13 protein-coding genes are annotated in these 20,434 nt (G+C 68.7%); 4 read left to right on the forward strand and 9 right to left on the reverse strand.

What is annotated here, in order from left to right; all coding sequences use genetic code 11:
* Positions 1 to 2: 2 nt before the first annotated feature.
* The 4 genes from AVP41_RS02855 to gatC form a co-directional block, all read right to left on the reverse strand.
* Positions 3 to 1,262 carry a DNA polymerase IV gene (locus AVP41_RS02855; RefSeq protein ID WP_067160481.1) on the reverse strand — a complete coding sequence of 420 codons (1,260 nt, stop codon included), beginning with the start codon at positions 1,260 to 1,262 and terminating at the stop codon, positions 3 to 5.
* A 65-nt stretch (positions 1,263 to 1,327) separates the two neighbouring features.
* The gene (gatB, locus tag AVP41_RS02860; protein WP_067160484.1) at positions 1,328 to 2,842 is read right to left on the reverse strand and encodes an Asp-tRNA(Asn)/Glu-tRNA(Gln) amidotransferase subunit GatB; all 1,515 of its coding nucleotides are present in this window, start codon (positions 2,840 to 2,842) and stop codon (positions 1,328 to 1,330) included.
* Complete coding sequence (gene gatA, locus AVP41_RS02865) at positions 2,842 to 4,356, reverse strand: Asp-tRNA(Asn)/Glu-tRNA(Gln) amidotransferase subunit GatA (protein ID WP_067160487.1); 1,515 nt, start codon at positions 4,354 to 4,356, stop codon at positions 2,842 to 2,844. The genes gatB and gatA overlap by 1 nt, the downstream gene beginning before the upstream one ends.
* Entirely contained in the window at positions 4,353 to 4,652 is a 300-nt protein-coding gene (gene gatC / locus AVP41_RS02870) for an Asp-tRNA(Asn)/Glu-tRNA(Gln) amidotransferase subunit GatC (RefSeq protein WP_067160489.1), read from the reverse strand. The genes gatA and gatC overlap by 4 nt, the downstream gene beginning before the upstream one ends.
* Before the next feature lie 56 nt (positions 4,653 to 4,708).
* Here gatC and AVP41_RS02875 point away from each other — a divergent pair, with 56 nt between their 5' ends.
* A complete protein-coding gene (locus tag AVP41_RS02875) occupies positions 4,709 to 6,418 on the forward strand; it encodes a long-chain-fatty-acid--CoA ligase (RefSeq protein WP_067160492.1) in 1,710 nt (569 codons plus the stop codon).
* Here the strand turns inward: AVP41_RS02875 and ligA are convergent, their stop codons facing one another.
* The 3 genes from ligA to AVP41_RS02890 are packed head-to-tail and all read right to left on the reverse strand — an operon-like array spanning position 6,419 to position 11,114.
* A complete protein-coding gene (gene ligA, locus AVP41_RS02880) occupies positions 6,419 to 8,746 on the reverse strand; it encodes an NAD-dependent DNA ligase LigA (protein ID WP_067160495.1) in 2,328 nt (775 codons plus the stop codon).
* A gap of 54 nt (positions 8,747 to 8,800) precedes the next feature.
* The gene (gene mnmA / locus AVP41_RS02885) at positions 8,801 to 9,898 is read right to left on the reverse strand and encodes a tRNA 2-thiouridine(34) synthase MnmA (RefSeq protein WP_082828986.1); all 1,098 of its coding nucleotides are present in this window, start codon (positions 9,896 to 9,898) and stop codon (positions 8,801 to 8,803) included.
* 46 nt (positions 9,899 to 9,944) lie between these two features.
* A complete protein-coding gene (locus AVP41_RS02890; protein ID WP_067160498.1) occupies positions 9,945 to 11,114 on the reverse strand; it encodes a cysteine desulfurase family protein in 1,170 nt (389 codons plus the stop codon).
* Between the two features lie 61 nt (positions 11,115 to 11,175).
* Between AVP41_RS02890 and glgX the strand changes: the two genes are divergently transcribed.
* From glgX to glgB, 3 genes are all read left to right on the forward strand, one after another.
* Positions 11,176 to 13,275, forward strand: a complete 2,100-nt coding sequence (gene glgX, locus AVP41_RS02895; RefSeq protein WP_067160501.1) for a glycogen debranching protein GlgX — start codon at positions 11,176 to 11,178, stop codon at positions 13,273 to 13,275.
* A gap of 155 nt (positions 13,276 to 13,430) precedes the next feature.
* A complete protein-coding gene (locus tag AVP41_RS02900; RefSeq protein ID WP_067162718.1) occupies positions 13,431 to 15,413 on the forward strand; it encodes an alpha-1,4-glucan--maltose-1-phosphate maltosyltransferase in 1,983 nt (660 codons plus the stop codon).
* On the forward strand, positions 15,410 to 17,557 hold the full coding sequence (glgB, locus tag AVP41_RS02905) for a 1,4-alpha-glucan branching protein GlgB (protein ID WP_067160504.1): 2,148 nt from the start codon (positions 15,410 to 15,412) through the stop codon (positions 17,555 to 17,557). The genes AVP41_RS02900 and glgB overlap by 4 nt, the downstream gene beginning before the upstream one ends.
* A gap of 34 nt (positions 17,558 to 17,591) precedes the next feature.
* Here glgB and AVP41_RS02910 read toward each other — a convergent pair whose 3' ends face one another.
* Together AVP41_RS02910 and AVP41_RS02915 are read right to left on the reverse strand one after the other, a co-directional pair.
* Entirely contained in the window at positions 17,592 to 18,524 is a 933-nt protein-coding gene (locus tag AVP41_RS02910) for a tetratricopeptide repeat protein (protein WP_067160507.1), read from the reverse strand.
* Positions 18,521 to 20,323, reverse strand: a complete 1,803-nt coding sequence (locus AVP41_RS02915) for a glycosyl transferase (protein ID WP_067160509.1) — start codon at positions 20,321 to 20,323, stop codon at positions 18,521 to 18,523. The genes AVP41_RS02910 and AVP41_RS02915 overlap by 4 nt, the downstream gene beginning before the upstream one ends.
* Positions 20,324 to 20,434: the final 111 nt, after the last annotated feature.

A 20,434-nucleotide genomic window follows, 5' to 3' on the forward strand; every position in this document is an offset into this window, starting at 1 on the left:
TCTCACTCGTCGACGGGGAGTCGCGGGTTGGTGGGGAGCGCATTGACGTCGCGCCGGGGACCCAGGGTGCTCGCACGTGTGACGGCAGCACGACCGAATCGCGCCCGCGCCCCGTCGAGCGCTTCGTCGACGGCGCGCCACTCCGCATCGTCATCCCAGAGCGGCGTGGGACCGCCGCCAGCCCCCACGAGGCGCTCCCCCCGCACACCGATCAGTCGAACGGGCTGCGTGAGCGGCAGCTCGTCGAGCAGCGACAAGCCCACCTCCCCGATCCGTTGGCCGACGTTGGTGGGTTCGGGAAGGGTCAGCGAACGCGACACGGTGGTGAAGTCGGCGTAGCGGAGCTTGAGAGCGATCGTTCGCGCTTCCCACCCCGCGGCGCGAAGACGTGAGGAGACCCGGTCCGCCAGTCGATGAACCTCGGTGCGCAGCACGACGGGATCGGTGACGTCTTCGAGGAACGTCTCCTCGTGGCCGACACTCTTCTCCACGTGCGTCACCTCGACCTCACGCGGATCGACTCCCCGAGCCAGGTGCCAGATGCGCTCCCCCATCGCCTTCCCGAGGGCGCGATCCAGGACGGAGCGTGGTGATGAGAGAACGTCGGCGACGGTGCGGATGCCTCGGCTCTCGAGCGACTCCGCGGCACGAGGACCGACGCCCCACAGGGCCCGCACGGGTCGCGCCGCTAAGAACGCCCCCGTGTCGGGGAGGGAGACGATCAAGAGACCGTCGGGCTTGGAGAGGGTGGAGGCGATCTTCGCGACGTGCTTCGTGGCGGCGACGCCGATGCTGCACGTGAGCCCCGTCTTCGCGAGAACCCGTGCCCTCAGATCGCGCGCGATCGTGCCGGGACTCCCCCACAGCCGCCGCGCGCCGCTCACGTCGAGGAAGGCCTCATCGATGGAGAGCGGTTCGACGAGGGGCGTGACCTCGTGGAAGAGCTCCATGACGCTGCGCGAGGCCGCCGCATACCGATCGAAGTGCGGGGTGACGACCACGGCATTCGGGCAGAGACGTAGTGCCTGCCCCACCGGCATCGCGGCCCGCACCCCGTAGCGTCGCGCCTCGTAGGAAGCGCTGGAGACCACCCCCCGCCCTTCGGCACCGCCGATGATCAGCGGCCGCCCCCGAAGCGAAGGGTCGTACAGTACCTCGACCGACGCATAGAAGGCGTCCATGTCGACGTGGAGGATTCGGGTTCCCGTGTCGTCGGCACCGTCAGGCGACACGACCCGCCCCGTGCCGTCTCCGCGCCCCATGTGTCCATTCTGCGACGCGCCACCGACACCGGCTCGACGCCGGTGACGGCCGCCTGTGCCCCGCCCTAGGCGCTCGCTCGCTCCAGCACCAGCTCGCGCACTCGCGCCGCATCCGCCTGTCCGCGCATCGCCTTCATGACCGCGCCGATCACAGCACCGGCGGCCTGCACCTTGCCATCGCGGATCTTGGCGAGCACGTCGGGCTGGGCGGCCAACGCCTCGTCGATGGCCGCGATGAGGGCGCCATCGTCGGAGACCACCGCGAGTCCCCGCGCGTCCACGACCTGCTGCGGCGTGCCCTCGCCGTCGATCACTCCTTCGAGGACCTGGCGGGCGAGCTTGTCGGTCAGCGTGCCGGCGTCGATGAGTTGCTGGAGCGCCGCGACCGACTCAGGCTCCACCAGTGACGACGGCTCCACGCCACGCGCGTTGGCGATGCGGGAGATCTCGCCCGTCCACCACTTGCGGGCCGCGCTGGGGGTCGCCCCGGCGGCGACGGTCGCTTCGACCTCGGCGACGAGACCGCCGTTCGCGACATCCTGGAACTCGAGATCGGTGAACCCCCACTCCGCCTTCAGTCGCCGGCGACGGGCCGCCGGCGCCTCCGGAAGACCCGCCCGCAACTCCTCGATCAACGAGGGAGCCGGCACGACGGGCAGGAGATCGGGCTCAGGGAAGTACCGGTAGTCGTCGGCATCGGACTTGGGACGACCGGGCGACGTACGGCCGGTGTCCTCGTGCCAGTGGCGGGTCTCCTGCACGATCGTGCCGCCGGAGGCGAGGATCGCGGCCTGCCGCTGGATCTCGTAGCGGACGGCACGCTCCACGGAACGCATGGAGTTGACGTTCTTCGTCTCGGTGCGAGTGCCGAGCTTCTCCTGCCCGCGCGGGCGCAGCGACACGTTGGCGTCGCATCGCAGGTTTCCCCGCTCCAGACGCGCTTCGGAGATCCCCAGGGCGAGCACGATGTCGCGGATGGTCGCGACGTAGGCCTTCGCCACCTCCGGCGCCCGGTGCTCGGCTCCGAAGATCGGTCGGGTGACGATCTCCACGAGGGGAACACCAGCCCGGTTGTAGTCGACCAGCGAGTACTCCGCCCCCTGGATGCGCCCGGTGGCACCACCCATGTGCGTGAGCTTGCCGGCGTCCTCCTCCATGTGGGCGCGTTCGATGGGCACCGTCATGCGCGTGCCATCGCTGAGCTCGATCTCCACCTCGCCGTCGAACGCGATCGGTTCGTCGTACTGCGAGATCTGATAGTTCTTCCCCAGGTCGGGGTAGAAGTAGTTCTTGCGGGCGAAGCGGCTCGACGGAGCGATCGAGCACCCCAGGGCCAGACCGAGACTGATCGAGTGCCGGACGGCCACCTCGTTGACGACGGGAAGCGCGCCGGGCAGTCCCATGTCGACGGGGGCGACGAGAGTGTTCGGCGCGGCCCCGTGATGCGACTCGTGCGCGGGGTTACCGGCCGAGGAGAACATCTTCGTCTGCGTGTTGAGCTCGACGTGCACCTCGAAGCCGAGCACGGGCTCGAACAGCTCCAGTGCTTCGTCGAAGTCCATCAGTGCAGCCTTGGCCATCACAGCTTCCCTTCCCGTCGCGGGGCCCGATCCAGCAGCGGCCCGCCCCATTGGTCTACGAGGAGCGCCTCCAGCGCCGCACCCACGCGGTACAAGCGCGCGTCCTCTCTCGCGGGGGCCAGGAACTGAACGCCGACCGGCAGTCCGTCCTCATCAGCCAGACCCGAGGGCACCGAGATCCCCGGGACTCCGGCGAGGTTCGCCGGGATCGTCGTCACGTCGTTGAGGTACATCTGGAGCGGATCGTCGATCTTCTCCCCGAGCCGGAACGCCGTCGTCGGCGCGGACGGCGTGGCGATGACGTCGACGGCGCGGAATGCGGTGTCGAAATCGCGCTGGATGAGCGTGCGGACCTTCTGGGCAGACCCGTAGTACGCGTCGTAGTAGCCGGCAGAGAGCGCATAGGTGCCGAGGATGATGCGACGCTTCACCTCGTCGCCGAAACCGGCGTCACGTGTCACGGCCATGACGTCTTCGACCGTGCCTCCGGGCACATCGACCCGGAGGCCGAAACGCACGGAATCGAACTTCGCGAGGTTGCTCGACGCCTCAGCCGGGAGGATCAGGTAGTACGCGGCGACGCCGTATTCGAAGTGAGGCGCGCTCACCTCGACGATCTCCGCACCATGAGCCTCCAACAACGCCAACGCCGCGCGGAACGACGCCGAAACACCGGCCTGGAAGCCCGAGTCGGGAAGCTCGGAAATGACGCCGACCCGCAGTCCACGCAGGACCTGACCGGTGGCGCCCTCCCGCGCGGCCGCCGCGAACGACGGCCACTCCTCCTGCAGGGACGTGGAGTCGTGCGGGTCGTGCCCACCGATCACGTCGTGCAGGAGCGCGGAGTCGAGCACCGTGCGCGAGACCGGACCGACCTGATCGAGGCTCGACGCGAGGGCGATCGCTCCGTACCGGCTGACACCGCCATACGTGGGCTTGACCCCCACCGTGCCGGTCACGTGGGCGGGTTGGCGGATGGAACCGCCGGTGTCGGATCCCAGCGCGAGCGGTGCTTCGAACGCGGCGACCGCCGCCGCCGAGCCGCCACCGGATCCCCCGGGGATACGGTCCAGATCCCACGGATTGTGCGTCGGCCCGTAGGCCGAGTGCTCGGTGGAAGACCCCATCGCGAACTCGTCCATGTTGGTCTTGCCGAGCGGGATCATTCCCGCGGCCCGCGCCCGCGCGACGACCGTGGCGTCGTACGGGGACATGTATCCCTCGAGGATGCGCGAGCCGCTCGTCGACGGCATGTCCGTCGTGACGAGAACGTCCTTGATGGCCAGGGGAACGCCCGCCAGCGGGCCGAGGGATTCACCGGCGGCGCGACGGCGGTCCACCTCAGCAGCCGCGTCGAGAGCGTGCTCGTTCACATGCAGGAAGGCGTGGATGTCACCGTCGACGTCACCGATGCGATCGAGGTGCGCGCGCGTCGCCTCGACGCTGGACACGTCCCCCGCGCTCAGCCGGGCCGAGAGCTCGTCCGCGGACAGGCGGATCAGGTCGCTGCTCACTGTTCCTCCCCCAGGATGGCGGTGACACGGAAGCGGCCGTCGACGGCGTCGGGCGCGTTCTGCAGCACTTGCTCGGTGGTGAGCATGTCGCCGGCCACATCCGGGCGGAACACGTTCTCCAGCGGGATCGGGTGGCTGGTGGCGGCGACCTCGGGCGTGGCCACTTCGGACACCTTGGCGATGTTGTCGACGATCACCGACAACTGCTGGGTGAGCCGGTCCACCTCCCCGTCGCTCAGCTGGATTCGGGCGAGCGCACCGAGATGGCGCACGAGTTCTGGGCTGATTTCCGACACCAGGTCATTCTAGTTGCGACGTGTGCGGCTCATCGTCCGCGTCATAGGCTGGGCGCGTGACGACCTACCACCCGCCCCGCCCGTGGATCGCCAGCTATGCCGAGGGCGTGCCGGAGGATCTCCCCGCCGTTTCGGGATCGCTGCTGGACATCGTCGAAGCATCCGCGCGGGACTATCCCGATGCGGCTGCGCTCCAGTTCTTCGGACGCGAGACGAGCTACCGGGAGCTGGAGGAGGCGATCGAACGGACGGCGGCGGGCCTGCGCGCCCTGGGCGTCGCCGCGGGCGATCCCGTGGCGATCGTCCTTCCCAACTGCCCGCAGCACATCATCGCTTTCTACGCCGTCCTGCGTCTGGGTGCGGTGGTGGTCGAGCACAACCCGCTCTACACGCCGAGAGAGATGCGCAAGCAGTTCGAGGACCACGGCGCGAAGATCGTCATCGCGTGGAGCAAGGTCGTCTCCACGATCCAGGCCTTCCCCGAGGACGTCGCGGTGTCGCGCATCGTCTCCGTCGACATCACCGAGGCGATGCCACTCAGGCTGCGATGGGCGCTCCGTCTTCCGATCGCGAAGGCGCGCGAGTCTCGCGAAGCCCTCACCGCACGGGTCACCGGGGTGACGCCGTGGAGCCAGCTGGTGCGCAGCGAGCGTCTGCCGGAGACGCATCCGCGCCCGAGCACGGACGATCTCGCGATCATCCAGTACACGAGCGGCACCACGGGGAGCCCGAAAGGGGCGATGCTCAGCCATCGCAATCTGCTCGCGAACGCGCGGCAGGCGCAGGCCTGGGTGCCGTCGATCCAGCGGGGGAAAGGGTGCGTCGTGTACGCGGTGCTCCCGATGTTCCACGCGTACGGGCTCACCCTGTGCCTGACGTTCGCGATGTCGATGGGCGCCCGCCTGGTGCTCTTCCCGCGGTTCGAGCCCGATCTCGTGCTCGAGGTCACCAAGAAGCACCCGGCCACCTTCCTTCCCTTGGTGCCGCCGATCGCGGAACGGCTCCTGTCCGCCGCGCAGTCCGCCGGGGTCTCCCTGCAGGGGACGGACATCGCCATCTCGGGAGCCATGGCGCTCCCCCACGAGCTCGTCGTGCCGTTCGAACGGGCAACCGGCGGATACCTCGTCGAGGGCTACGGACTGTCGGAGTGCTCTCCCGTCCTCATGGCGAACCCCGTGGCCGCCCACCGTGTACCCGGCACCGTCGGCCTCCCGCTTCCCGGCACGGAGTGCCGCGTCGTCGATCCGGACCGGCCGGACCAGGACGTTCCCGCCGGAGAGCGTGGCGAGCTTCTCGTGCGCGGGCCGCAGGTGTTCGCGGGGTACTACGGGCGTCCGGAGGAGACAGAACAGGTGTTCGTCGACGGCTGGTTCCGTACCGGCGACATCGTCACCATCGACGAAGCTGGCTTCGTCCGCATCGTGGACCGCATCAAGGAGCTCATCATCACCGGCGGCTTCAACGTCGCGCCCACCGAGGTCGAGAACGCTCTTCGCCAGCACCCGTACGTCGATGACGCCGCCGTCGTCGGACTCCCGAGCGAGCACTCCGGTGAGGAGGTCGTGGCGGCGGTGGTGCTCTCCAAGGATGCTCCCGCCCCCGATGTGGAGGACATCCGTGCGTTCGTTCGCGGTCTGCTGACGCCGTACAAGGTGCCTCGCCGGGTGTTCGTCGTCGATGAGTTGCCGAAGTCTCTCATCGGCAAAGTGCTACGGCGCCACGTGCGAGACAGCCTGTTGCAGCTGACACGGCCCAGCGGGGCATGATCAGTCGCCGTCGGCGGGAGGCAAGGCGTCTGGGCCCTCAGTGACGAGCAGGGCGAACTGAGCCGCGTCGATGATGCGGACACCGAGTTCTTCGGCACGGGCGAGTTTGGAGCCGGCTCCAGGACCGGCCGCGACAAAGTCGGTCTTCTTCGAGACGCTCGAGGCCGCCTTACCTCCGGCGGCGATGATCGCCTCTTGCGCGCCTTCGCGCGTGAAGCCCTCCAGGCTGCCGGTCGCGACGACCGTGATCCCCTCGAGCACCCCACCGCCGTCTGCCGCCGCGCCGGGGCCCGGGTGACCCGGAATCTCCAGACGCGCTCCCGCCGCTTGCCAACGCTCGACGATCTCGCGGTGCCAGTCGATCTCGAACCACGCGATCAAGGAGTCGGCGATGATCTCACCGACGCCGTCTACGGCCGCCAACTCATCACGGCTCGCGGCACGGATCGCTGCCATCGAGCCGAACCACTGCGCGAGTGCACGTGCGGCCACCGGTCCGACATGCCGGATGCTGAGGGCCACGAGGAACCGCCAGAGATCCTTGGTCTTCGCCTTCTCCAGTTCGGCGAGGAGCTTCAGGGCCGCCGCAGACGGCTGCGGGCCGTCCCGACCGTCCCGCTTCTCCGCGGCGCTCGGCTGACGCTGGAACGGCGCGCGCGTCTTGACCACACCGTCACCGTCCTCCTTCGGCAACCCCGTCTCCGCATCTCGCACGATCACCCGGATCGGCACGAGTTGCTCCAGCGTGAGCTCGAAGAGCCCCGCCTCCGTCTCCAACGGCGGTACGGCCGGCGACTCCGGCTGAGTGAGAGCCGCCGCCGTCACCTCGCCCAGCACCTCGATGTCGAGCGCGCCACGCGAACCGATGTGCTCGACCCGGCCCCGCACCTGCGCCGGACATGCACGCGTGTTGGGGCAGCGGAGGTCGATGTCGCCCTCCTTCGCCGGAGCCAGCGGCGACCCGCATTCTGGGCAGTGGGAGGGCATGACGAAGGCGCGCTCGCTACCGTCGCGGAGCTCGGCGACGGGGCCCAAGACCTCGGGGATCACATCCCCCGCCTTGCGCAGCACCACCGTGTCGCCGATGAGGACGCCCTTGGCGACGACGACCTCTTGATTGTGGAGCGTCGCCTGCCGCACGACGCTTCCTGCCACCCGCGCGGGGGCCATGACCGCAAACGGCGTGGCCCGGCCCGTGCGACCGACGGATACGACGATGTCGAGCAGCTTCGTGTTGACCTGCTCGGGCGGGTACTTGTAGGCGATCGCCCATCGCGGAGCGCGACTGGTCGCCCCGAGCTCGTCGTGCAGGGCGAGCTCGTCGACTTTCACGACGACCCCGTCGATCTCGTGCTCGACGTCATGGCGGTGTTCGCCGTAATGGTCGACGTAGCCGATGACGCCCTCGATGTCATCGAACGTGCGGAAGTAGGGGCTGGTGGGCAGGCCCCAGCTCTTCAAGAGCCCGTAGACCTCACTCTGCGATGCGACCGGCGGGTCGGGCCACGCTCCGATGCCGTGCACGAACAGTCGCAGCGATGCGAGCCGCGCGTCACCGGCTTCGCGTTCGAGTCCCGACTTCTTCTCCAGCTGCTGGCGCAATCCGCCGCTGGCGGCGTTGCGAGGGTTCGCGAACGCGGGGAAACGGCGGATCGCACTGCGCTCGGCCTTCTCGCGGTCGCCGCCTTTGGCCAGCGCCTCCTCGAGGACGCGCGCGCGCAGATCTGCTTGGAGCCGGTTGAGCGCCTCGAACGCCACGACGGGGATGAACACTTCTCCCCGCACTTCGACGATCGTGGGGTGGCCCGAACCGGCCAGGCGCGCGGGGATGCCCGCGACGCGCAACGCGTTGACGGTGACGTCTTCGCCGATGCGACCGTCGCCCCGCGTGGCCGCTGAGACGAGCACGCCGTCCTCGTAGCGGAGACTGATCGCCAGTCCGTCGATCTTGAGCTCGGCGAGCCAGCGGATGTCACGGCCCGCGGCGCCGCGAGCCTTGGCGCACCATTCCCTCAGTTCATCGGTCGTGAAGACGTTGTCGAGACTGAGCATGCGCTCGGCGTGCTCGATGGGAGCGAACATCGTGCTCTCGGCCGCGCCGACGCTCTGCGTCGGCGAGTCCTGACCCTGCAACTCGGGATGCTGCCGCTCGATCTCCTCGAGCCGGCGCATCCAGCCGTCATACGTGGCGTCGTCGACGAGTTCGGCGTCTCTGCCGTAGTAGGCCTCGCGCGCGTCGAGAATCCAGCCGGTCAGCTGCGCCGCTTCCTCCCGCGCGTGCTCCAGCGACACGTCTTGCGACACCTCTGCGCCCTCTGCATCCGTCACCCGGTCAGTCTAGGTTCCGGCTCCGACATTCGCGTCGATGGTGGCAGGGCCGCGTCAGGCCTCCACCGGCACCGCGGAGACCGTGCGCGCGATCGTGAACTGGCCGAGAACCCGAGTGCCGTCATAGAGCACGGCGGTCTGCCCCGGCGCCACTCCGTCGAAGGGGTTCTCGGGGATCACCGTGATCGTGCCGTCCCGTACGCTCGCGCGGGCGGGGACGGGCTCGGCATGTGCCCGGATCTGCACGTGGCAGGCGAAATCGGCGTCCTCCGGCGCGCGGCCCGCCCAACTGTGCCGCTCCCCCGCGATCTCCGCGGTGGCCAGCGCCTCCTTCGGCCCGACGACGACGGTGTTGGTCACGGGGCGCACTTCCAGGACGAACCGCGGCTTGCCGTCGGGAGCGGGAACACCGAGCGACAGCCCGCGCCGCTGACCCACCGTGAAGGCGTGAGCGCCCTCGTGCTGCCCGACGACGGTTCCCGTGCGATCGACGACGTCGCCGGTCGCCGCTCCGACCTTGTCGGCCAGCCATCCCCGCGTATCCCCATCGGGGATGAAGCAGATGTCGTGACTGTCGGGCTTGTGCGCGACGGTGAGCCCTCGCCGCTGGGCCTCGGCACGGACCTCGGCTTTCGAAGGCGTGTCGCCGAGCGGAAAGTAGGAATGCGCGAGCTGTTCGGCGGTGAGCACACCGAGAACGTACGACTGATCCTTCGCTGCATCCGATGCGCGGTGGAGCTCCCGCCCCTCGGGCGTGTCGACCAGGATGGCGTAGTGCCCGGTGCAGACGGCGTCGAAGCCCAGCTCCACGGCACGTTCGAGCAGAGCCGCGAACTTGATCTTCTCGTTGCAGCGCATACACGGATTCGGCGTGCGGCCGGCGCGGTACTCCTCGATGAAGTCGTCGATGACGTCGTCGCGGAACCGTTCCGAGAAGTCCCAGACGTAGAAGGGGATGCCCAGGAGATCCGCCGCGCGGCGGGCATCCATCGCATCCTCGATCGTGCAGCATCCGCGACTTCCCGTCCGGAGGGTTCCGCCGGCCCGAGAGAGTGCGAGATGGACGCCGACGACCTCGTGTCCCGCGTCGACGGCACGCGCCGCGGCCACGGCGGAATCCACGCCTCCGCTCATCGCGGCGAGAATCTTCATCCGTCCAGTCTACGAACGCGCGCCCCGGCTGAGGGCCGTGTCACCGTCAGCCACCCGCAGCTGCCCGTGCGCGCGCGTACGTGACCGGGAGGAGGTCGGCGAGGGCGTCGACGTCGGCGCGCGTGGTGGTGCGTCCCAAGGTGATCCGCAGTACAGAGCGCGCCGCGCGTTCGTCACGTCCGAGCGCGAGAACGACATGAGAGGGCTCAGTGATCCCCGCCTGGCAGGCCGCGCCCGTCGAGACCGAGATCTGCTCCTGGTCCAGGAGGAACAGGAGCGTCTCACCATCTGCACCGGGAAACCGCACGTGCACGTTACCGGGCAGACGCTCGATGCGGTCGCCGAGGATCTCCGCATCCGGGAGCTCCGCGTCGATCCGGGTCATCAAGTGGTCTCGGAGCGCCGCGAGCCGACGCGATTCCGCCTCTTGCTCGGCGGCCGTCGCTGCCAGCGCGGCCGCCATCGCCACGGCACCGGCGACATCGGCGGTGCCGGGACGGAGGCTCCGCTGTTGCCCGCCCCCGTGGATCAACGGAGTGAGCGACGCGTAGCGGGACACGACGAGCGCGCCGATTCCGGCGGGCCCACCGACCTTGTGACCGGACATGCTCAGGGCGACGAGACCCGCGCGTGCACGGGAGGGCCCCCGCCATCGACGAAAGGACACCTCCAGCGCCCCGACGGCTCCCACGGCGTCGAGGTGAAGCGGCACCCCCGCTGCCTCTGCGGAGCCGACGAGCGCGGGCACATCGGTCAGAGTTCCCACCTCATTGTTGGCGACCAGCGCCGTGGCCACCGCGGCGCCGGGAAGCGCTGTGGCGAACGCGGAGGGGTCGGGCGCTCCGTGCGGTGTCAGCGGCACCGCACGCACCTCCGCCCGCTCCGTCTGCCGGAGCCAGTCGACGGCCTCGGTCGTGGCGTGATGCTCGCCCTCGGGCATCACGATCGCGGAGCGGCCGGGCTCACGCGACCACCAGAGCCCCTTCACCGCCAGGTTGATCGACTCGGTGCCGCCGGAGGTGAACAGCACCTCGATGGGATCGCAGTCGAGCGTCGCCGCGACCGATTCCCGAGCCGTCTCCCACAAGCGACGCGCAGCTTGGCCGTGACCGTGGACCGAGGCCGCGTTTCCCACCGTGTCGACGGCCTCCAGCCACGCCTCCCGCGCCTCCGGTCGGAGCGGGGTCGTTGCGGCGTGATCCAGATAGACCGGCATACCTCTCCTCGAGCCCCTGCGCCGTCAGGAGGCGCCGCGGAGCGTTACTACTGTAGATCGCATGTCATCGACTGCGGCCCTCGCGACCACCTCGATCCTGTCCCCGGACTTCGATGATCTCGGTGTGCAATCCGGGCCCGATGGCGGAACCCTCACAGTGTGGTCGCAGCACGCGACGAGTGTCGAACTGGTGCTGTTCGACGCCGACGATCTGGACTGGATCACCGATTCGCTGCCGATGACGCGCGACAGCGCGGGGTGCTGGCGCGCGACCAGCCCGGCCCTCGTTCCGGGGACGCGCTACGCGATCCGCGTGGACGGGCCTCACCGCCCCGGCGACACATTCAATCCGGAGACACTCTTGATCGATCCCTACTCTCGTGGGCTCGTCTCGGGCGGCGTCGGCGATTGGCGGTCCGTCGTCGTCGACACCTCTTTCGACTGGCAGGGAACGGTCAAGCCCGCCGTCCCGTGGGATCGGACGGTCATCTATGAAGCGCACCTGAAGGGGCTGACCAAACGCCACCCCGACATCCCCCCGGCGCTTCACGGCACGTATGCGGGTCTGGGTCACCCCGCGATGACCGACCACCTCGTGTCGCTCGGGATCACCGCGGTCGAGCTCCTGCCCGTTCACGCGTTCGAGCCCGAGCCGCGGCTCCGCCAGCTCGGACTGACCAACTACTGGGGCTACAACTCGGTGGGCTTCTTCGCACCCCACGCCGACTACGCGACGGCGCGGAGCATCGCGGAGGGGCCGGACGCGGTTCTACGCGAGTTCAAGGAGATGGTCAGATCGCTCCACGCCGTGGGGATCGAGGTGATCCTCGACGTCGTCTACAACCACACATCAGAGGGCGAGCTCGGTGGTCCGCGCTCGGGCTTCCGCGGCATCGACGACCGTGCGTACTACCGGCAGCACGACGACGGTGCGTACATCGACGTCACCGGCTGCGGGAACGCCGTGGACACCTCCACGCCCGCCGTCTCCCGCCTCATCCTCGACTCGTTGCGCTACTGGGCGCAGGACGTGCAGATCGACGGCTTCCGATTCGACCTCGCCGCGACACTCGGACGCGACGCACGTCACGAGTTCCGCCCCGACCACCCGCTGCTTCGCGCGATCGTCGAGGATCCCGCTCTTCGCGGCGTCAAGATGATCGCCGAACCCTGGGACGTCGGGATGGGCGGGTGGCAGACCGGGAACTTCGGCACCGGCTGGGTGGAATGGAACGATCGCTACCGGGACCGGGTCCGCAACTTCTGGCTGAGCGACATCGACTACGCGCGTCGCGCGGGCACCGCGCCGGTCGGGATCGGTGGGTTCGCGACCCGGCTCGCGGGCTCGTCCAACACGTTCTCATCCGAGCGAGGTCCGCTGGCCGGCGTCAACTTCGTCACGGCCCACGACGGGTTCACCTTGCGCGACCTCGTCTCCTACGACGTCAAGCACAATCTGGGCAACGGCGAGCACAATCGCGACGGCGCGGACATGAACCGGTCCTTCAACCACGGCGCCGAAGGCCCGACAGAAGACCAGAGCATCCTGGCCCGCCGGCGCAAAGCGATGCGCAACCTGCTCGGGACGTTGCTGTTGTCGGCGGGTGTGCCGATGCTCACGGCCGGCGACGAGTTCGGACGTACGCAGCGCGGCAACAACAACGCCTATTGTCACGATTCCCCGCTCACCTGGCTCACCTGGGAGCACGCCCCGTGGCAGCAGGATCTGGCCGAGCACGTCCGTCGGCTCACTCACCTCCGGCAGGAGAACCCGGCTCTACGCCCCGTGCGCTTCGCACACGAGGAGCAGACCGTCCCGGGGGCATCGGTGATCGACTGGTACGACGAGCACGGGCGGACGATGTCTCACGAGCGCTGGTCCGACCCGGCGCACCGCACCCTGCAGTACGTCGCGCAGTCGACCCCCGAGTACGAAGCACCCAACCGCGTGCTGCTGATCGTCCACGGGACCGAGCGGCCCGTCGATGTCGTCCTGCCCCACATCGAGGGTGTCGCGCGGTATGTGGCGCTGTGGTCGAGCGTCGACGAGCGTCCATCGGAGCCGGGCGACACCTTCCTGCCCGGCGACGTCGTCTCCCTTCCCGACACCGCCATGCAGCTCTTCCGGGTCGAGGACCGTGGCACGGAGGACCCCAGCTGAACCACTCACGCCCGAGCGCGCCGATAGGCGCGCGCCCCGCGGAGAGGTAGGTTCGAGACGTGGCCACGACGACGCAGTTCACCCCCTCCGTGCGCAGCACCGCACCGATTCCCGTCCGCCCGAGCCAGCCCGCGCAGGAGTCGACGGACACGCGCATGGGCCGTATTCCCCTGGTGCTGCCGCGGCCCTCCGTACCGGGCGGACTGTTCGCCCCACGCGCGTTCGTCGGCGAGGCGGTCCCTTTCCAGATCACCGCCTTCCGGGAAGGGCACGACGTCATCGGCGTCCACCTTCGCCTCGTCTCGCCTTCGGGCGTGGAGAGTCTCCACCGCCTCTCTCCCCTCAACAACGGCTTCGACCAGTGGCGCGTCCTCGTCGCGCCGCTGGAGCGAGGTCGATGGAGCTTCCGGTTCGAAGCGTTCGCCGACGAGTTCGCGACGTGGGAGCACGCCGCGGCCCTCAAGATCGCGGCGGGGGTCGACAGCGCGCTGATGCGCGAGATCGGCGCCCGGCTGTTCACGCGCGCCGCCGCGGAGAAGGGCCGCCCAGCCGCCGACCGGAAGCGTCTGGAGGCCGCAGCGGAAGGGCTCCTCTCGCCCGCGCGCGATGACGACGACGCGTTGGAGATCGTCCGCGACGAGGCGATCGCCAGCCTGTTCGCGGCGCGTCCGCTTCGGGACCTCGTCACCCACTCCCGCGAACACACCCTGATCGTGGAGCGTGAGCGCGCCGGGGTGGGGGCCTGGTACGAGTTCTTTCCGCGGTCAGAGGGCGCCCGGCGGCTCAAGGACGGCAGCGTCAAGAGCGGCACGTTCCGCACCGCGATCAAGCGGTTGCCGGCGGTGGCCGACATGGGATTCGATGTCGTCTACCTCCCGCCGATCCATCCGATCGGCGAGGTCAACCGGAAAGGCCCGAACAACGCTCTCTCCGCCGGTCCGGGCGACCCCGGCTCCCCCTGGGCGATCGGCTCGCGGTTCGGCGGCCACGACGCCGTCCACCCCGACCTCGGCACCCTCGCGGACTTCCGGGCCTTCGTGCGTGCCGCGTCGGCACAGGGGCTGGAGATCGCCCTCGACCTCGCACTGCAAGCCGCGCCCGATCATCCGTGGGTCCGGGAGCATCCGGAGTGGTTCACGACGCTTCCCGACGGCTCCATCGCGTATGCCGAGAACCCCCCGAAGAAGTACCAGGACATCTATCCGATCAACTTCGACAACGATCCCGAAGGCATCCGTGAGGAGGTGCTCCGGATCGTCCGTCACTGGATCGCTCAGGGCGTCCGGATCTTCCGTGTGGACAACCCGCACACCAAGCCTCTGCAGTTCTGGGAGTGGTTGATCGCCACCGTCACGGCGGAGACCCCCGACGTCGTGTTCCTCGCCGAGGCCTTCACCCGGCCCGCTCCCCTCCAGGCCCTCGCCTACAGCGGCTTCCAGCAGAGCTACTCGTACTTCACCTGGCGCAACACGAAGGCCGAGTTGGAGGAGTTCTTCACCTGGATCACCGACGAGACGGCCGACTTCATGCGTCCGAACCTCTTCGTGAACACACCCGACATCCTCACCGAATACCTCCAGTACGGCGGACGCCCGGCCTACAAGGTGCGCGCCGCGCTCGCGGCGACGGCAGGGGCGAGCTATGGCGTCTACGCCGGCTACGAGCTCTACGAGAACGTCGCCCGGCCGGGCTCGGAAGAGAACATCGACAACGAGAAGTACGAGTACAAGATTCGAGACTGGGAAGGTGCCGAGGCGCGAGGGGACTCCCTGCGCCCGTATCTCACTCGTCTCAACGAGATCCGCCGCGCCCACCCGGCGCTGCGGCAGTTGCGTGGACTGACGATCCACTGGAGCGATGACGATGCGATCCTCGTGTACGTCAAACATCTCCCCGCCGCCCTCAGTCCCGACGGGACCGCGGACACGATCATCGTCGTCGCCAACGTCGACCCGCACTCCGCGCGCCAGACGATGGTCCACATCGACAGCGCCGTCTTCGGAGTCCACCCAGGGACCGACTACGACGTCGAAGACCTCCTCACCGGTGCGCGGTGGACCTGGAACCGCGACAACTTCGTTCGCCTCGACGCCTTCCAGGAACCCGTGCACATCCTTCACGTCAGGGGCCACTCATGACCGCCGTCGCCGATTCCGTTCTCGATGCCGTCGCCGCGGGCGCGTACCACGCGCCCCACGACGTTCTCGGGCTCCATCCTGACGGAGATACGTGGACCGTCCGGGTGCGCCGCCCCCTGGCGCACAGCGTGACGGTGATCACGGAATCGGGCGACCGTGTCGACCTGACGCACCGACGCAGCGGGATCTGGGAGGCGCGCGTCGACGTCGCCCCCGAGAGCTACCGCATCGAGACCCTGTATGACGACGGCGGTGGCTTCACCGAGGACGACCCGTACCGCCATCTCCCGACGCTCGGCGACATCGACCTGCACCTCATCCGCGAGGGCAGGCACGAGCAGCTCTGGACGGTGCTGGGGGCGCGTGTGCGTCATTTCCCTGGGGCCGACGGCGTGTCGTTCGCCGTGTGGGCCCCCAACGCTCGCGCCGTCCGCGTGGTCGGCGACTTCAACGGGTGGGACGGTCGCGGGCACGCGATGCGCTCGCTCGGATCCAGCGGTATCTGGGAGCTCTTCGTGCCGGGTGTCGGCACCGGCGTCACGTACAAGTACGAGATCCTCACCCCGGACGGTCAATGGATCCTCAAGGCCGATCCGATGGCACTGCGCGCCGAGGTCCCCCCGGCCACGGCATCGGTGGTGACCGAGAGCGCCTACGAGTGGAACGACGGCGCGTGGATGACCGATCGTGCCACTCGCACGCCGCTGGATCAGCCGATGTCCACCTATGAGCTGCATCTGGGCTCATGGCGTCCCGGTGCCGGCTACCGCGACGTCGCCGATCCGCTCATCGACTACGTGACGGCGCTCGGGTTCACCCACGTGGAGTTCCTTCCCCTCGCCGAGCACCCTTTCGGCGGCTCGTGGGGCTACCAAGTGAGTGGCTACTACGCTCCGACCAGTAGGTTCGGCACGCCCGACGACTTGCGCTACCTCATCGATCGCCTGCACCAGGCGGGTATCGGCGTCATCATGGATTGGGTGCCGGGCCACTTCCCGAAGGATGCGTTCGCGCTCGCCCGGTTCGACGGCCGTCCCCTCTACGAGCACCCCGACCCGCGTCGCGGAGAGCACAAGGACTGGGGGACGCTCATCTTCGACTACGGCCGGAACGAAGTGCGGAACTTCCTCGTCGCCAACGCGCTGTACTGGTTCGAGGAGTTCCACGTCGACGGTCTCCGGGTCGACGCGGTAGCGTCCATGTTGTACCTCGACTACTCCCGCGAGGCCGGTGAGTGGGAGCCCAACATCCACGGCGGTCGCGAGAACCTCGAGGCCATTCGCTTCCTGCAGGAGGTCAACGCGACCTCCTACAAGCGCTACCCCGGGATAGCCATGATCGCTGAGGAGTCCACCAGCTATCCCGGCGTCACGGCACCCACCGACCACGGCGGACTCGGCTTCGGCTTCAAGTGGAACATGGGCTGGATGAACGACTCACTCGTCTACATCTCCCGGGACCCGATGTACCGCGCCCACCACGACGGCGAGCTCTCCTTCTCGTTCGTCTATGCCTTCAGCGAGAACTTCGTGCTCCCGATCAGTCACGACGAAGTCGTGCACGGCAAGGGGACCCTCTTCACCCGCATGCCGGGCGACCACTGGCAGAAGCTTGCCAACATGCGCGTGTTCCTGGCCTACATGTGGGGGCACCCGGGTAAGCAGCTCCTGTTCATGGGGCAGGAGTTCGGGCAGATGTCGGAATGGTCGGAGTCCCGGAGCCTCGACTGGTGGATGCTCGACCAGCCGCCGCACCAGCAGCTCCACGGGTTCGTCGGTGCTCTCAATCACGCGTACCGAGACAACGCTCCGTTGTGGTCGCGCGACAGTGACCCCGACGCCTTCACGAGGCTGGGAGGCCCGAGCTGGAACCCGAACGTCGTCGCCTTCGCTCGCCGCGATCACCACGGCAACGTCGTCGCGGTGATCGCCAACTTCTCCGGCGTGCCGATCCACGATTACCGACTGGCGCTTCCCGAGCGCGGGCGATGGCGTGAGATCCTCAACTCCGACGCGCAGGAGTACGGCGGATCCGGCGTGGGCAACCTCGGCGGAGTGGAGACCGACGACCGGGCCGAGGCCACCCTCGTGCTGCCGCCCCTCGGCGCACTCTGGTTGTCCCACGAGCACGACGTTCGCGGCTGAGCACGTCAGCGCTGGTCGTCCCGGCCGGACGGGGTCAGAACAACAGGCTCGCCAAGCGTGACCGCGCCTGGAGCACGCGGGCGTCGGCGTCGCCGATCAGACCGAACAGTTCCAGCAGGCGTTCACGGACAGCGATGCGCTCGTCGGCGGGAAGCTGCGCGAAGAGGTCGAGCAACCGGCCGAACGCATCCTCCACGTGACCGCCCGCGACGTCGAGGTCGGCAACGGCGAGTTGCGCCGACACGTCGAGCGGATCAGCGGCAGCGGCCGCCCGGACCTCGACGGAATCCGTCCCCTGAACCCGATGCAACAGCCGCACCTGACCGAGCCCGGCGCGAGCGTCGTCGTCACGGGGGTTCTCCGCCAAGGCGGCTTCATACGCGGTGATCGCCCGCGCATAGTCGCCCGCCTCGATCGCGTCGAACGCTTCCTGGTGCAGGGGCGGCAGCGCCGGCTCGTCGACGGCGTCGTCGGCCGGAGCATCCTCCCCATCGGTCGGCATCGTGCCGGTCACCCCGTGCTGCGCCGCCAACTGCAGCAGCTGCGCGAACACCTCACGCACCTGCTGCTCGGGCACCGCTCCGGTGAAGAGCGGGACCGGCTGCCCCGCGATGAGCGCCACGACCATGGGAATGGACTGCGCGCGGAACCCCTGAGCGAGCTGGGGGTTCGCGTCGACGTCCACCTTGGCCAGCACGACGCGGCCCGCCAACTCCCGCACCACCTGCTCGAGCACGGGACTGAGCTGCTTGCACGGTCCACACCATTCGGCCCAGAGGTCGACCACGACGGGAACCGTGCGCGAGAGCTCCAGCACCTGCCCGAAGTTGGCATCCGTCGCGTCGAAGATGAGACTGCTCGCCGGAGCCTGCGCCTGCTCGCCCTCGGGCGCCGCCGCAGGACGGTTGCGGAGCGAGGAAAGGTCGACGGCGCCGCGGAGCACCGCGCCGGAAGTGGGGTCGGTCACTTCTTCTTCACCACCTTGGCTGAAAGGATGTCGGAGGAGTACCCCAGGAATCGGATGCGTTCCGTGGAGCTTTCGGCGGGGATGAAGAAGAACAGCTGGTCGCTGTAGGTCGTCGTGAACCCCGTCGAGGACTGGGTGACCCCCGTCAGCGTCTTCACGACGGGGTTCCCGGGCTTGCCGTCCACCTTGATGACGGCGTCGTCGTTGGTCGGAGTGACCGTGACGTTCTCGTCGACGGTCACCGCCACGATCGCGCCGCTGTCGACCGTCGACATGGCGATCGGCTCATCGTCGCCGGCGGAGGCGGTGAAGGCCATCTTGCCGGTCTTTGCACCCGTCTTGTTGAACTGCTCCAAGATGGTCGCGCGGTTCTCCTCGACGGAGGCGCGGAAGGAGTCGGTCTCCTCATCGAAGAGCTTCGCGTACGTGCTGTCCTCACCCTTGTCGAGGACATCTGCGTACGCGGCAGCGAGCTCTTGCGGAGGAAGAAGCAGGAACGGCGAATCAGGCTGGACACGCCGCGCGCCGAGATACTCGGGCGCCACGTTCAACTCCGCATCGGCGACGAGGGTGGCGACGTAGGAGAGCTTGTAGTCGGCCCACGGATCCTGCTGAGTCAGCGTCATGATCGTCGCGAGGCTCGTGGACGGATCCTCCACGACGGCGAAGAAGGCGCGGGGCCAGCCGGTGAATGCTTCCGGAAGGAGGATCTCGAGGTCCTTGGTGGGAATCGCCGCGAGCGGCTTCTGGTCGTCCAGGTCATCGCGGAGCTTGTAGTTCGTCTTGCGCACGGCCAGCGCCGCCCCGGTGAGGCGCTTCTCCGCCTCCTTCGCGCTGCTCTTCTCATCGGCCGTCGCGACCTGGGCTGCGACCTTCGTGAGGATGCGCTCGGCTTGCGCGGGCGTCACAGCCGGCGGATCGTCCTGCCCCTCGGGCACGATGATCGTCGTGCTCGAGGTGGGCGTCGGCCCCGCCGGCATCTGAGGCCACGAATCCGCGGAACATCCCGCGATCGCCAGTGCAGAGGCCGTGACGAGGGGAAGGGCGAGGAAGGCGCGCTTGCCCGCCGAGAGCTGACGTCGAGTCGGGGTCGCGCTGATCACGCCCTTCTCCGCCGCCTCGTCCGCGAGATCGATCGGTTGCGTCTCCAACATGGGCAGCCCCTTGCGGCGCGGCCCGCGCGAGCGACGCGCATGACGCACCCCGAGGACGTAGAGCACGATCCCGACCGCGAGCATGATGCTTCCGCCGACGATCAGCGGACCTGCCCAGGGCGTCGTCACCCCGGTGGGCCAGGTCACCGAGAGCGTCGCCGGTGCCGGAGACGTGCCGTCCCGGGCGACCAGAACGCTCATGTCGGCCGGAAGCTGGAGTGTCTGGATGAGGACGTCGTCCTGGGAGAACTCGTCGAGCCACAGGTCTGATCCGGACGGGTCGAGCGGTGGCTCCTCAGTCCCGTCTGCGTCGGCGGGAGGAGCCTGCGCAGCGACCCGGGTGGTGGTGACGTCGCCGCCCTTCTGTTGCACGTGCACGTAGTCGGAGCGCGCGAGCCACGCCAGCACGTCATCGGTACGGCCGTACGCCGCGAAGATCTCTCCGTCGCCCTGAGCACGCAGCGTCTGCGCGCCCGGGTGATGGGCCAGCACGGCACCGTCAATGAGGACGTACGGCGCGGAATCGTCAATCGCGATCGACTGCGTCTCCGTCTTGGGGCCCTGGAGGACGGTGCGCTGCGCGATGCCCGCGCCGATCATCACCGTGGCCAGCACGAATGCGGCCACCGCCCAGACAAATCGCACGGATCACCTTCCCGCGCCCGGGATGCCCAGCGAAGCGCTTTCGGGACGTGCTCGGGCGCACAATCGACGTTCCAGACTAGCGAAATCTCCTGAATGTCGCCCGGGAGGGGG

Source organism: Microbacterium sp. TNHR37B (genome assembly GCF_001620065.1).
In the GTDB taxonomy this organism is placed as follows: Bacteria; Actinomycetota; Actinomycetes; order Actinomycetales; family Microbacteriaceae; genus Microbacterium.